Consider the following 15536-nt stretch of genomic DNA (forward strand, 5'->3'; position numbering starts at 1 on the left):
TTAATTCATACCTGTAATCATAAATTTAGTATAGGCATCTTTGACTTCTTTCACTTTAGAACGCCCGATCGGTAGTTCTTCTCCGTTGGACATCAACACCATGCCTCCTGCGAATTTTTTGACATGGAGTAAATTGATGATAATCGAACGATGAATTTGTAAAAAGTGATACGACTTCAGCGCTGTAGCATAGTTCGAAATAATGCCTTTGGTCGTATGCGTTTGCTCAGAAGTCACTACATGCAATTTGTTTTTGATCGTTAAGCTTTTGACCACTTCAATTGAAATAATATCATCGTGTTTAAGTACAACTTCTTCATAGTCTGATTTGATAATCAATATTCTTTTATCTAGCGCTTGAAAATACTGACACAGCTTAAGCATCTTTTCTTCAAAAACATCAACGGCGATAGGCTTGAGCAAGTACTGAAAAGTCACTACATCAAAGCTTTCTATCATATAGTCAGGATAACTGGTCAAAAATACGATCTGTTCATCCAGATGCTTGAGATCTCTAATACGTTGGGCGGTCTGAATTCCATTAATCCCATTCATTTCGATATCCAAAATTAAGATATGGAAAGGTTCTTGACCATTCTGATAATGAGATACTAATGATTCGCCTGCTTCAAAATATTCAATTTCAAAATCAATGCTGGTTTTCATAGATAATGTCATCAGCATATGTTGGACAAGTTCACGTTGCTGCTGCTCATCATCACAGATAGCCACTCTATAGGTCATTTATAAATACTCCATTTCTATCTCTTGATCATTTTTTGCTAGTATCATGTGGCTGATTTCGATTAGTTCACTTTCTAACGGACGAACATCTTCTAATTTGTGCAAAATGCGAATAAGCATATGTTGACGTTTTTCCCCTTCGACATATTGGCTTTTGAGTGCCATGTTAGAGACTAGCTTCCAACGCTGAGCTACATACTGGTACTTGTAAATCAATTTTTCGATGGATGGATGGTAAGATATACCTTGTTGCAAAAAGTAGGTAAACAAATAGCGATTGTTACTTATTCTAGATAAATCTTGATACATTTGTTCAACATAATTATCCGTTAATAACGTAACATCTGCGGTACAGTGACGAATATGATCTATATATCGATCTAATGCTTCTAAGCCTGTATGCGCATTCACTAGAGGTCGTCCATGATCGGTTGTGAGCACATTGGAATGCTGACTCTCCATCACCTCTAGATTCATTTGGATCACATCATAGATATCCTGTTCTTGCACATCCATAACCGCTTGAGTACTATCCACCACATTATAGACATATTGCGTGCCTTCTTCAATCATTTCGGTCTGTGTCAGATCGAGTGCGTTAATCAAGGTCTGTTCATCGATCGTATCTTTAAGATGATAAAATTCGTCTATAAATTCAAATTGTCCGTCTGTATAACCTACAAGTAACAAACAATGTGCAAAATGACGCAGTTGATATAAGGAGTTATATTTCATATCAAAAACATCCAACCAGACAATCACAGGTTCCCCTTGAAGAAGTAATTGTTTGATATGGGATACCACACTACTCTGATCATCTGTCCGATAAATCTGTAGATAGATATGGTGAATATGTTGCAAATCCTTTTCAGTAGCCCTATAGATTGGAGAGATTCGAGCTGTCTCCTCTGTTCCTTGTTCTGTATACACCAATCCGCATTGTTTCCATACACTACAAAATTCAGGAACTTTGTGGTATGCCAAAATACTGCTAACACATAATGTAAAGCAGTCTTCACCTTCTTTGGGTTCAGATCGTGGTTGCATGTTCATTCGTATTCTCCTTTTTTAAGGTTATGGCGAATAGGTGCATACAAGGATTATCCGGTAATACGATAGCATTGATATGAATAGGATGCTCAAACTGAATCGTTTGTAGCCAAATGGTCGTTTGTTTACTTGTTAACAAAGATCCTTTCTGTGTATATATACCACTACAACGATAGACTACTTTTTCATTGTATTTAGGCATCTGATCGGTCCAATTGGTCAAAGCTAACGGCATCCGATGTACTAATGTATCGTTCAAATGATACTCAACATTTTCATCATAAGAGCCATTATCTGCCGCACCCAAAATAGACATTGCGGTATAGTGATGTTCAGGAACAGATAAACGCTGATTTTCTAATTCTATATTATTAAAAGTAGACTTAGCCTCTGGAAATAAAAACGGAATATCTTCAATAATGAGATCTTTCTGATCTGGGATCTCATCTCCAGGATAAGAGGAGCCAAATGTAGTGAAATTACCTATTCGTTGTTCTAGATCATAACTAAACCCGTTGTTATTGTAATAATCGTCTAAAGGTAAAGGATAATATTGTTCCATCAGGCTCACCTCGAAGATAGTTTATTATGTAATAATATTCCAATTAATTCGAATGTTACGTTATTTTATAATGATAGTCAATCTTAATGTTAACGCTTACTTTATTTACACTAATATAACCAAAAAAGGACTACAGCTGTATATGCTATAGTCCTTTTATCTATGGCTATATCTATTAGATATTAAGCTTGTTTGACCAATTTAGACATCGCATTGACCATACCTGAATGTGAACTTTCGTGCATCGTGTTCAACTCTAACAGATCGCCGATCGTATCTGCTTTGGCAAAGTTCTCTTTGTTCACTACAGGTTCATTGATCTGTCCTGCAAATGTTTCGCGTACCAGATGAGTTTGCTTAGCAAATAGATCAAGCAATTCTTCCCATGCTGGTGCTTCTGTAGTCCAATCGGCTGGTTTGGTACCTGGTCCGAAGAATGTTTTGTACTCAGCAGGAACCTCGCCACTTTTGCCTGAAAAACCAAATAGAATCATATCCGTAACCACCATAATATGACCCAATTGCCAGTGAATATTATTGTTGAACCCTGTAGGAACAATCGAACGTTGTTCTGGAGTCAACTCTGCCGTATAACCAAGAATACTTTTACGTGTTCTTTCAAATAATCCAAATATAAATAAGTCTGACATGATGATCCTCCTAATATAAAAATATAATCTAATCTCCATGCTTTTATAGAACAAAATAAAAGCAACCTTTTAAAGTCTAACTTTAATCCATTTTAAATTCAACTTTGCTACTAAATAAAACATTAAAAAAGCTAAAAATAATCAGTAAATGTAAGCGAAATCAAGTATACGTGATCTGAGTAAGCTAAATGAGATTTTACAGTCCCAAAACAAACTTTACTCCCCTTTAACTTTTGAAAAGATAGGTTTATTATAAAGACATCACCAAGAGGTGCTGCATCACATAAGCAACACACAAGCACCAATCAGGTGATAGTCTCATTTCCGTATTAGTAGTTAAGATATACAGGAAGGGAGCAGGATTCCGTTGGAAAATGTTAGCGAAGTATACTAGAATCGATAACACGCAAGAAAAGCGTCAGTGAAAACGTTTTTCGTGAGATCGTGGGTATACGGGAAATCATAAGCGACATGATTTGGATGGAAGCCGGATATGCTTGATGAAGTTCTCCAAAACTTGAAGATTGGAGGAACGGATATCGCTATCTCCTTTACGTAGAGTTTGGAGGTAAGGCGAACAAAGAAATGTTTTTTATCAAATAAGTATAACAATCAGTACAACGATTATTGAAATGGTGAAGACCTAATGATCGGCAACATGGAAAATATGAAAGTATGTGCCATGTCACGCAGGAGGATTGTTTCAGGAGGAAAAATTTAATTGTATATTCAAAATAACACGTAAAACCCCACACTCTTGATATTCAAGGATGCGGGGTTTTATGTGTTTTATAGATTAAAAATACGTTTTAACGCTTCTGCACCTTGTAGTACACCTGCTGTTGCTTTATCGATCTGTGGCATACTCATAAAACCATGAATCATTCCTTCGTAACACATATATTCTACAGCAACACCTTGTTCTTGTAGCTTTTTGGCATAAGCTGCTCCACCATCTCGCAATGGATCATATTCAGCTGTAATAATCATCGCCGGAGGCAATCCACTCAAGTCTTCATATAATAATGGGGCTGCATACACATGCTGACTTTCCTCTTCTGTATTGAAGTAATGTGTACGGAACCAATCCATCATATCTGCTGTAAGCAAATACCCTTTTTGATTGTCACGATAAGAATCTGTATCTTTCTCATTACCTACAGATGGATAATATAGCAATTGATATTGAATAGCAGGTACTCCGCCCCGTTGCTTCGCAATAATACAAGCTACCGTAGCTAGATTGCCACCTGCACTATCTCCACTTACTGCGATTCGCATCGGATCGATCTGGAACTCTTCTGCATGTTCTGTCAAATACACTAATGCATCATACGCATCCCATACCGCTGTGGGAAATTTATATTCTGGTGCTAAACGATAATCGACAGCAATCACGGTACAACTAGACTCATGTGCAAGCCTACGACACATTTCATCATGAGAATCTAGACTTCCTACTACCCATCCACCACCATGATAAAAAACAAGTGCTGGACGTGGTCCTTCTGCTGCGGTTGGTCTATAGATACGAATAGCAAGGTCACGATCTTTCAAAGGAATCACTTGATCTTTCACTTCATGTAATTCTGTTTTATTTGCCATAAAAGGTAATGTCATCATCTTCTCCATATCACGATAGTCTGATGGAGAGATCGTATTAAATGGAGGCATAGGAAATTGATTGATCATATTAAGCAATTGTTGAACTTGAGGATCGACGGGCATAAGTGAGTACATCCTTTCTTTAACTTATTATAGTATACCTATACTCAAGGATTGATTCCCCAACTCTAGCTATAATGAAACCTTGATCTTCGATCTAATCATATGTAAAAAAAGTCAGATCGCCTTATTAAGCGATCCGACTTAAATCTTAAACGAGTCTTCTATACCTTATGATCATGGAGATAATATTTCAATTCCGACGTCAATAAGTCGAATATCATTGAGTAAATGTATTTCAATTTTGGCTCTGCCTTTACGTTTATCAATTTTACGTATAATAGCTTCTTTTCCCATAAGCGGACCTGAAATAACATGAACATTTTTATCCAAGACCATAATATCAGAATAACCAATAATATGATTTTGTCCAAAAAGTTGAAGTAACCAATCCATTTGATTTTCAGGAATTTTAGTAAAATATTCTTTCCTGTTACTTGTCGTGCAAGAAGAACTACCTACTAAATAATAAACATGAGGCGTTGTTTTGATCGAATGATATACATCTTGAATCATATTTGTTTTCACAAAAATATAACCTGGAAATAATATTTTCACTTCATCTTTGACAATACCCTTATGTTTTTCAGGTATTATTCTTTTGGGTATCATGCATTTGAGTTGCTCGTCGTCATAATGTCGGTCCATATGCTGTTTAATGTTTTCTTCTTTACCGGTTTGGACGAAAAATGTATACCAACTCATAATGCCTCCTCAACAAAAATAATTTAAATTAAAACCATTAATTACATTTTAAACCATTTTTATTATACGAAAGTAAATTAAAATATGAAAGTATTTTATTCCGATTTGTTATCTGTATTTTTTAATAAAAAGACCTATGTACTTTTGCCAAGTTCCACAGGTAAGCTTTTCAGGCTATAAATGTTGCTATACGCAATATCAATCTGATAATTAGAGCTCACTCTCATGTTTGGATACTTTTGTATAAGAGCTGTTAAAGCTGCTTTCACTTCAATTCGAGCCAATTGAGATCCCAAACAAACATGGATACCTTTACCGAATGAAAGATGCTTATTATTACGGCGACTAGGAAGAAACAATTCTGCTTGTTCGAAATGATCTTCATCTCGGTTCGCTGATCCTATCCAATTCGCGATATAATCTCCAGCTTTTAACGATTTTCCACCAATCTCTGTATTTTGTGATACTTTACGAATAGTACGTTGAACAGGAGCACGGTATCGCAATACTTCTTCAATAGTAGTGGGAATAAGTTGTGGCTGTGTATGCAATGTCTCAAACAAATTATTTTGATTGAGACAGTAAATAGAATTCGTGATTAGACTTGTTGTCGTTTCATTACCTGCTATAAGCAAAAAGACACAACTACCCATCAATTCTTCAGGGGATAATCTGTATCCATTTTCCTCTGCTTGAATAAGATCGGAAATGATATCTTGCTCTGGTTGAGCACGCTTGATCTCTATAATATGTTGGAAATAAACGATTAATTGTTGACTTGCTTCTGCTTGAATTTGAGCAATACGCATATATTCTTCAATAGTATTATCTTGCGGTGCTACAGTAAGTGTACTCACCCATGCTCTAAACTTTTCAAGATCTTCCGTAGGAATCCCAAGCAATTCTGAAATGATAATCATTGGAAGTGGAAAAGCAAAATCTTGCACAATATCGATCTGCTGTTTACCATCTATGGCATCCATTAGTTCAGCTATGATGTGATCAATTTTTGGAATCCAAGACATTACCGCTTTGGGTGTGAACGCTCGATTGATCAATGCTCGATTAAGTGTGTGCTTGGGCTGATCTAAACCCATTAACGAATCTTTAATAATATCAGGAAGTAACACAGCATTCGAAAAATAATCTTTATCTTCAGCTACTCTTTTCACATCATCGTACTTAAATACATTCCATACATCTTGTCCTTCGTCATAATATACAGGGTCATTTTGCCGCATTTGTTGATACCATGCAAAAGGTTCATACTTCTCTTCATTGGTTGTAAAACCGCTCACTTGCGTCAAGTCAGGAAAATACTCTCTTGTTTTGTTCTCCATTCTAATTCCTCCTAATGGTCTGTTATTTTATAAATAGCAAACAGTGCTTGGCAGTATAAGTGCGATCTATTCTATCTAGTCCAATCCGAAAATGATTTTTGAAAACCAAAATATCTTACATCTGTGTTTTAATATTGTTGGAACGTCTGCTTCATTACTTTCTCTTCTAATGAAATTCGATTAATTAATGTAATCAAATGCAAAATAAATAAAGGAATAAAGACTATCCATGCTTGAGAAATCAGTGCAAAACCGATCAACTCTGGAATAATATTCATGTAATAATTAGGATGGCGTACATGCTTGAACAATGGACTTTCAACCAGTTTGTGATCTTTAGCAATATACAATTTGAATGTCCAAAAAGGACTAAGTGTGCGAATAACATACATTAGTGTAACCAAAGAGAATAGATATACTAGTAATCCGACAATCGTTAGCCAGCTAAACTGAACATCATATACAAAAGCATAAATGATACATCCTAAATAGATTAACCCTTGTACAGCAATAAGTAGTTTGCTGTTATTCATACCATACTCGACTCCACCATTAGCTTTGATTTGTTTCTCATTACGTGCAGATATCATGGCAGACGGAACACGAATCATACATAGTAGAATTAAGATAATACCGATCATCATTACAAACATCTCCTCTTATTTTCGTATAGGCATTACTTCACATAGAACAAATACAGCTATGACATTTAAAAATAAAATCAACAAATACCCCGGTTCTCTGCATCACCTCCTTTACAGGGTACCGTAGGTTGTTTAATCCTTTATAAAGTTATAGAAGATACTGTATGAGAGATATCAGATGACGTATAAATTGATTGAATAGATATCATAATCTGTTGGAGCGATTTCTGTTCAGATAACATCACAAAATGATTAGAAGTATCAATATCCACTATATGAAGATGTGGTAAGATCGTTCTCCATTTCTGCCAGTAATCGGTAGGATTTGTGCTATTCTCGTCTACAAAAATACCATTCTGATTACGGAAATAGTAACTACGAATCGATTGTGAATCCAGTAAAGGAACCGGCTGATATTGATCTAATTCATACGCTTGTTCTAAACGATAACAAGTATCTATAAATTTTTCTTTTGAAGCCGTCGAACCATTTGGATAGAGCATTTGCCATAGATACGGATGCTCTGTATTCCATTGAAGATTGGAATCATCAGGATAAAAGGAATCAATCATAACTATTGAAGATACTTCTTGCTCCATAGTCTGCAATATACGGATAATCTCATATGCTAGTATGCCGCCTAATGAATATCCGCCTACATCGTATGGACCTTCAGGTTGAATATCACGAATAATACGTGTGTAATAAGCAGCCATAGCATAAATACTTTGCAAAGGAGGTTCATCATTTAAATAACCTTTAGCCTGAATACCGTAAAAAGGTCGATTCAGTTGAGTAGCTAACTGTAGATAAGATTCAACACCACCTGTTCCGCCATGAATCCAAAAAATAGGCTGTCCTGTTGTCACTGCATTCAAATGAATCAATTCAGAATAGGCGATAGATTCCGAATCTGAATGAATATCAATAGAATCAACAGGCAAAGCAGCGACTAACTCTTCAATCGTATTACACTCTACAATATCTTCTAGCTGAATGGATGGATCTATATGACTCTGGAACTTTTGTAACATCTGTAAAATAAGAATAGAGTTCATACCATATCGATCTAACGGAACATCAGCTTGTATAGAAGTATCCGCTACTCCTAACAAGTCAGCTAAAATGGTGGTGATTTGCTTTTGGATAGAGACTACAGCATCGACTTCAACTTTTGGTGATATTGAATTTATGCTTGTATGCCCTTCTTGGTTTTCTTGATCTTGGGATTTGCTTATATGGTTCTCTTGTAACTCCACTCTTTTCTCACTAAACGATGATACATTTACCCAATATTTTTCTTTGGAAAAGGGATACGTAGGTAAGCTTATTCGTTGCATTTGAGAGTCTTTATACCATGCGCTCCAATTCACATCAATCCCTTTCACCCACACTTCAAGTAACTTATGATATTTAGATCGTTGCATCCATTGATGCACAGCTTCAGATAATTCCTCATCTGCTTTGAACAAAGCAATAAATGATTTGTGCGCTGAGGCATCACCCGTATACACATTTTCTATAGGCTGTTCAGATATCACATAAGCTTGAAGCTTTTCTTTTAATTCATCAATCGAACTCACGATACATCCGAATCGTATATCAAATGCGTCTCTTCCGACTTGAAGTGTATACGCCATATCAGATAGTTGAGCGTCTGTATAATGATTTTGTTGAAGTACTTGTATCCACTGCTGAATCTGTTCGTCTAACCGTTCTTTGGTAACAGCAGATAATACAAAAAGGACAGGCTGATGTGGAGATTCAGTCTGGTTATGATGTTGAGATGTTTCCGGAATATATTCTTCAAGTACGACATGAGCATTGGAACCACCAAAACCAAAAGAGCTTACTCCTGCTCGCCGAGGTATTTCTTGTCCATTCTCATTTCTTAGTCTTTGCCAGTCTTGCGTTTCGTTAACAATATAAAAAGGGCTATTTTCTAAATGAATATAGGGGTTCACGATTTCGGCATGTAGACTTTTGACCAGCTTCTGATGCTTCATCTGCAATAACACTTTGATCACTCCAGCGATACCTGCGGCCATTTCCAAATGACCAATATTGCTTTTTACAGAACCGATACCACAATAACCGACAGCATGATTAGATACTGTTGATTCCTCAGGTGAAGCTTGAAAAGCTGATTTTAAAGTATTGATTTCTATCGGATCGCCTAGAGGTGTTCCTGTACCATGAGTTTCAATAAAACTAATCGTGTCTGGTGAAATACCTGATCTCAAAAATGCTGTTTTTAGCAAAGCCGTCTGTGCTTTAGGATTAGGAGCAGTCAGAGAACCTGCTTTGCCTCCATGATTCTCATAACTGCCTCGAATAACACCATAAATATGATCTCCATCTGCTTGAGCATCTGTTAACTTTTTCAAAAAGATCATGCCTACACCTTCTCCACGTGCATAACCATCGGCTTGTGCAGAAAATGTTTTACAACGTCCATCTGGACTAAGCATTCCAGCTTTATTCAGACTGATATGTGCATCCAATGACAAAATCGTATTCACACCACCTGTTACAGCCGTATCACAATCGCCACTACGGATAGCATTTACTGCTCGGTGAATAGCGACTAGTGAGCTTGAACAGGCAGTCTCAATCGGTTGGCTTGGGCCATGTACATTTAAAAAATGACTCATTCGATTAGGTCCTACTGAAGGTACATTCGCTGTAATGGAGTAAGCTTCCACCTGTTCATTGGCTTGTGCCATCATGACATTGTAACCACTGCTACCTGTTCCAACAAATATACCTAACTGTGAACCTGCCAGACTCGAAGCCGCATATCCAGCATCTTCAATCGCTTTCCATACATACATCATTAATAGACGTTGTTGGGGATCCATATGCACGGCTTCACGAGGAGCAATACCAAAAAATAAAGGATCAAATTCATCAATCCCTTCGATAAATCCTCCCCATTTAATATTGGTTCTATAATTATTTTGATTAGGATCACCAAAATGTTTTTTCCAATCCCAACGATTAGAAGGAATCTCACCAATACAATCTTTCCCGGACACAAGATTGTCCCAGAATTGATCGATATCTTCTGCTTGCGGAAATTTAGCACTCATTCCGATAATAGCAATAGGTTCTTGATGATCTACCGGTAAAGAAGATGAAACAGGAACGCCTGATTTTGGTAGTGAACTCTCTTTTGATTTTGATGATGTCGATAAATTAGTGTTATTTCGCTTCATGGGCTCAGGACGCTGTTGAATAGCATCACTAAAAAATTGCTTTATTTCTGTACTATATTGATCTATCAAAAATACTGTAATTTGTTGGATCGTTGTTTGTTCAAAAAAATGAGCAGGTGTTAGATCCGTTTGTAACTGATGATTGAATTGATCGGCTAATTGTGTAAATAAAATCGAATCAAATCCATACTCACTTAGTTCCACATCGTTCTCTATATCTATCATTTGTACTTTGAGTATTTTAGCAGCAGTCGTCTTGATCCATGTCTTCACTTGTTCTTCGATGATAGATAAAGACTTTATTGAAACGTGTTCTTCGATAGACTCTTCATGTAAAGAAGATACAGCTACTTCTTCTGATTTTACTTCTTCTAATGGTACCTTTGGTTCATTAGATATTTGTTGTTCGTTCGATAAGCTAGCAGAATCAATGTCTGGAACCCAATAGCGATTTGTTCTAAATGGATACGTAGGCGCATGGATCAACTGACAAACGTGATCTGGATACAGTATCGTCCAATCGATTTTGACTCCTTGCATCCATACATGAGCTAATGTATTCCATTCTTGCTTCGCTATAAGTTGGGATATGAACACATTACGATCTGATTGCTGGTCAGGTATAGTTAATGTCGGCTGGATAGGAGCTATATCTGTTTTTTGTATAAAAGTATTCAATTGTTGTTTGAGATCAGCGATATCTGCAATATTAAATGCAACACGAGCTTTCATTTCAGTACGCCCCAATTGAAAAGTATATGCCAGATTGCACAAGTTCAATGAGGTATCCGCAGTGTGTACAAAATCTAGTAATTTTTGCGCATAGACTTGAAGCCGTTCTTCAGTCTGAGCAGATAAAGGAATAATGACTGAGCTTTGATGATTGATAGTGTGTTGTTGCTCCATGTTTGAAGGTACAGGAACGTACTCTTCTACTATTACATGAGCATTACTTCCATTGGCTCCAAATGAACTAATCCCCGCACGTAATGGAATTTCACTTGTGCTATTATTGTCCGTAATCGTTGGTCGCTCCCACACTTTCCCTTGATGTTGTACATAAAAAGAAGTTGATCCAAAAGGAATAAGTGGATTCAACGGTTCTGCATGAAGAGAAGGAAAAATTTCTTGATGCTTAAATTGCAGTAATAATTTAGTTAGTCCTGCAATACCTGCGGCAGCTTCTAAATGTCCTATATTGGATTTGAGTGAACCGATAGCGCAAAATTGTTGTTGGGTACTGCCTGCTTTTCGAAAAGCACGTTCTAATGCTTGTAGTTCTATTGGGTCTCCTAAAGAAGTGCCTGTGCCATGAGTTTCGATATAGCTTAATGTACTGGGATCGATATGAGCCGCTGCTAATGCATTTAATATCACTTCTGATTGAGCGACTGGATCAGGAACAGTAGCCCCTGATGTTCTTCCTGAATGATTAAGAGCCGAACCTTTGATAACCGCATAGATAGGATGACCTTGTTTTTTAGCTTCAGCTACTGAAGTCATAAGTACTGCCCCTACGCCTTCCCCGGGAACATATCCATCACCATCTTTACCAAAACTTCTGCATTTCCCTTCTGACGATAAAAATTGAGCTTCTTTCAAAAATACATACTTGTGAGGATGAGTGACTAGATTAACTCCGCCTGCTACTGCATAATGACATTCGCCACGTTTTATACTTTCACATGCAAGATGAACGGCAGTAAGTGACGATGAACACATACTATCCAAAGCCATAGACGGTCCGTGAAAATTCAAATGATACGATACCATATTAGCAATAGAAGCCGAATTGGTACCAAAAGCGGAAGGACGACCTTGCTGTGACATCTCGGCACTATATAACTCGTAATGATTCCAAAATACACCTGCAAAAACCCCTACACTACGACTGCTCGAAGCTGAATAATCATGTTGATTACGATGTACAGCAAATCCAGCATCTTCACATGCTTCCCATACGGTCTGTAAAAATAACCTTGCTTGCGGGTCCATTCGTTCTGCTTGATATGGAGAAATATTAAAAAATAAAGGATCGAAATCATCTATACGATCGACAAAACTACCGTAACGGTAATAGTCCTCTACCGAATATGCAGTATGATTGGAAGCCCAACGATGTTCTGGAATAGTGGTAATAGAGTCTTTACCTGCTTTTAAATTTTCATATAATTGTTCTATCGTATTAGCATCTGGATACCGCCCACCCACGCCAATAATAGCAATGTCTGTAGAATGATCCTCCTGCGTCTGCTGTGGAGAACTATCGTTATTTTTTGAGGATACAGAAGATTCAGATCTATGCTCTTGTATACGAGAACGAATTTGTTCTGCATCTCCATATAATATGGCTAATTGAGGAGCATCAGACTTCAAGATCAGATCAAGCATATGGAAGCCTTCATCTGTTGGTAAAGGAACCATCCCGCCAGACTTATACATTAACTGACGATGTGCATCACTAACTTGCATACCCCCTTGTTCCCACAATTGCCAATTGATCGTATACGTACCGCCAGAGCGTTGTCCTTTTTTCACTTTAAGCGCACGTTCTAATACAAGTTGATCTAAATATCCATTGGCTACTGCATAATCAGATTGTCCTATATTTCCTACTACAGCAGACAGCGAAGAAAAAACAACAAAAAAATCAAGCGATTGTTGAGAAAGCACTTGATCTAAATGAATAAATCCTTGAATTTTAGGTTGCAGCGTCTGGTGTAATTCGGTGAGTGATTTCTGAATCATTAACTTATCTTGAATAATACCTGCACAATGAAAAACACCATTAATCGTTGAATATTTTGCCAAAATCAGATGAACCATGTTTTCGACGTCTTCATGTTTACTAATATCTGTTTGTATATATATTGCTTCTGATCCTTTAGAACGTAGTAGCTCTAACTGTAAAGATAATGAATCACTTAATGGTGATCTTCCTATGAGAATAAGGACAGTATGAGTACGATCTGCAATATGCTTGGCTAGCTCATATCCCAAACCACCCATCCCTCCAATAATCAGGTAGACACCACCATTTCGAAAAGAATGCTGGGTAATAGAATGAGAACCAGAATCTAACAGCGTCACTTCTTGCAAATTTCTAATATGGCGTTCTAATCTATGACCTTGATAATGAATACTAATTGATGGAACAATAGATGACTGTTCAAACTCTTCATCTAATCGTTCTACTATTTGATCTGAATAAGCTACACTTTCCACGTCGAACAAGATCAATTGACTTTGAATAAAAGGATATTCTTGAGCAATGGTTTTAAACATTCCTTCGAGTCCCCAAATTGTTCCTGTTCTATCAGATCTATCAGCGACGATTTGAATCACAGTCGGACGATGTCCATTGGTTTGTAAATGTTGTTGAATCAGTGTAAAGATCTGTTCTATTAAAGAAGGTAGATAAGATACAATATTCTCTAACTCATGTTGAAGTTCAGTAATATGCGTTATTTTAGGATGATCTGATAATACTTTTTTCCACACTTGAGATGGCGTATATAAAATGATCATCCGATCGACAGCATCATCTTTAGCTGAAGATGATGTTGAGATTGGAATTACTTCCCATACAGGTTGATAAGCAATTGTACTATTCTCAAATGTATCTATAGTATCTGATTCCACTAAAGGGTTCGAGAACGATCGAGATTGAGTGTATGTTTTCAAAAAAGCATCCTGCCAGTGATCATTCAAATAAGCTGCTAATGTAGCCACTGTAGAATATTCAAATAATAATGTTGGGTATAACTCGATTTGAAGATACTGTTCTAAAAAAGTAACTAATTCAAGTAACTTAATCGAATCTAAACCTAATTCATAAAAACCCGTTTCAGAATCAATCTGTTCTTGTTCAGTCATCAAAATATCTGCTAATTGTAACTGTAAAAACTGTTCTATTTGTGTTAGTGGCGATTCTGATATATGGCTATTTAGAGATGTGAAATGTTCTGCTTTTGAATGAATAGCAGCCACAGGTGTAGACATTGGATCTACTAATCCTGTAATTAATCGAGCTTCGCGAATTCGTTTGGCAGTAAGATTCTCAAATGTTGCAAGAACGTTGCCTTCATCATCATAAATAGAAATATGACGTTTGATAATATCTGCATCAGCAACAAGATCTTCTTTAGTTTGTACAGTATGAGTATAGATACGTTCAGGAAGAGAACGATAAATCACAAATCGCTCAATCATAAATGGAATATATGGTTTGAACCCTTCCTGTGATCTCTCATTGCCCTGTTCATCCCAACGAAACGATGTGCCGGCGAATGTAGCTCCATCTAATAAAGCTACATGTGCATAAAACTTATCAATATAAGGCGTAGCTATAGAGCTGATCTGTAAATGCATCCACTCATTATCACCTTGTTGATATACAGTGCCCGAATTTTTCATAAAGTCATAATGATGAATATCTGACTGACGTGCTAATCCATATACTTTGTCCATATCCCATTGAATAGCGGCTTGTTTCTTGAGCAAAGGCATTTGAGACTGTGCTTTAATACTGCTGTCAGTATCTATAGGATGAAGCGAACATTCCATATTAATCACTTTGTCGTTCTCTTTGGTACTCTGCTGGGCATGATATACTTTTCGACTGGATACGATGATATCTGTATGTGTATCGTGAGTTGTAAAAGATACCAAAATGTCAATATCAAACTGTTCTGATGTAACGATAGGTTGCTTAAATACAACATGATGCAATTCAATAGATTGAGTTCCTAATGCTTTAGAACTGAGACGATAAATCATATCAAGCAGTACAACACCAGGGAGTGTACATATTTGATGCACTCGATGATCTTGTACAAAATAATCGGTATGCTTCAGCTTTTGCAAAAAGGTTTCGGTACGAGATGCTATAGTCATGC

9 protein-coding genes and 2 pseudogenes are annotated in these 15536 nt (G+C 36.8%); all 11 read right to left on the minus strand.

Features of this window, described 5'->3' with window-relative positions; genetic code table 11:
• A complete protein-coding gene (locus PTI45_RS10820) occupies window positions 1-744 on the minus strand; it encodes a LytR/AlgR family response regulator transcription factor (protein WP_069327591.1) in 744 nt (247 codons plus the stop codon).
• Window positions 745-1797, minus strand: a complete 1053-nt coding sequence (locus PTI45_RS10825) for a BtrH N-terminal domain-containing protein (protein WP_069327592.1) — start codon at window positions 1795-1797, stop codon at window positions 745-747. It lies immediately after the preceding gene.
• A complete protein-coding gene (locus PTI45_RS10830) occupies window positions 1775-2356 on the minus strand; it encodes a hypothetical protein (RefSeq protein WP_069327593.1) in 582 nt (193 codons plus the stop codon). Before PTI45_RS10830 ends, PTI45_RS10825 begins: the two co-directional genes overlap by 23 nt.
• A 182-nt stretch (window positions 2357-2538) precedes the next feature.
• The gene (locus tag PTI45_RS10835) at window positions 2539-3006 is read right to left on the minus strand and encodes a DinB family protein (protein ID WP_069327594.1); all 468 of its coding nucleotides are present in this window, start codon (window positions 3004-3006) and stop codon (window positions 2539-2541) included.
• A 789-nt stretch (window positions 3007-3795) separates the two neighbouring features.
• Window positions 3796-4734 (minus strand): alpha/beta hydrolase, encoded by a 939-nt coding sequence (locus PTI45_RS10840; RefSeq protein WP_069327595.1) that lies wholly within the window; start codon window positions 4732-4734, stop codon window positions 3796-3798.
• A 174-nt stretch (window positions 4735-4908) separates the two neighbouring features.
• Entirely contained in the window at window positions 4909-5436 is a 528-nt protein-coding gene (loaP, locus tag PTI45_RS10845) for an antiterminator LoaP (RefSeq protein WP_069327596.1), read from the minus strand.
• A gap of 134 nt (window positions 5437-5570) precedes the next feature.
• A complete protein-coding gene (locus tag PTI45_RS10850) occupies window positions 5571-6776 on the minus strand; it encodes a cytochrome P450 (RefSeq protein ID WP_069327597.1) in 1206 nt (401 codons plus the stop codon).
• 128 nt (window positions 6777-6904) lie between these two features.
• Complete coding sequence (locus PTI45_RS10855) at window positions 6905-7420, minus strand: isoprenylcysteine carboxylmethyltransferase family protein (RefSeq protein WP_175425167.1); 516 nt, start codon at window positions 7418-7420, stop codon at window positions 6905-6907.
• A 140-nt stretch (window positions 7421-7560) separates the two neighbouring features.
• Window positions 7561-8847, minus strand: coding sequence for a thioesterase domain-containing protein (locus PTI45_RS24625; protein WP_425415578.1), 1287 nt, complete (start codon window positions 8845-8847; stop codon window positions 7561-7563).
• A 111-nt stretch (window positions 8848-8958) separates the two neighbouring features.
• Window positions 8959-10923, minus strand: a pseudogene (locus PTI45_RS24630) (beta-ketoacyl synthase N-terminal-like domain-containing protein); the annotation flags it as partial.
• A gap of 384 nt (window positions 10924-11307) precedes the next feature.
• Window positions 11308-15534: pseudogene (locus PTI45_RS24635) on the minus strand (SDR family NAD(P)-dependent oxidoreductase); the annotation flags it as partial.
• Window positions 15535-15536 lie beyond the last annotated feature (2 nt).

This window comes from Paenibacillus nuruki, assembly GCF_001721045.1.
Classification (GTDB): Bacteria; Bacillota; Bacilli; order Paenibacillales; family Paenibacillaceae; genus Saccharibacillus; species Saccharibacillus nuruki.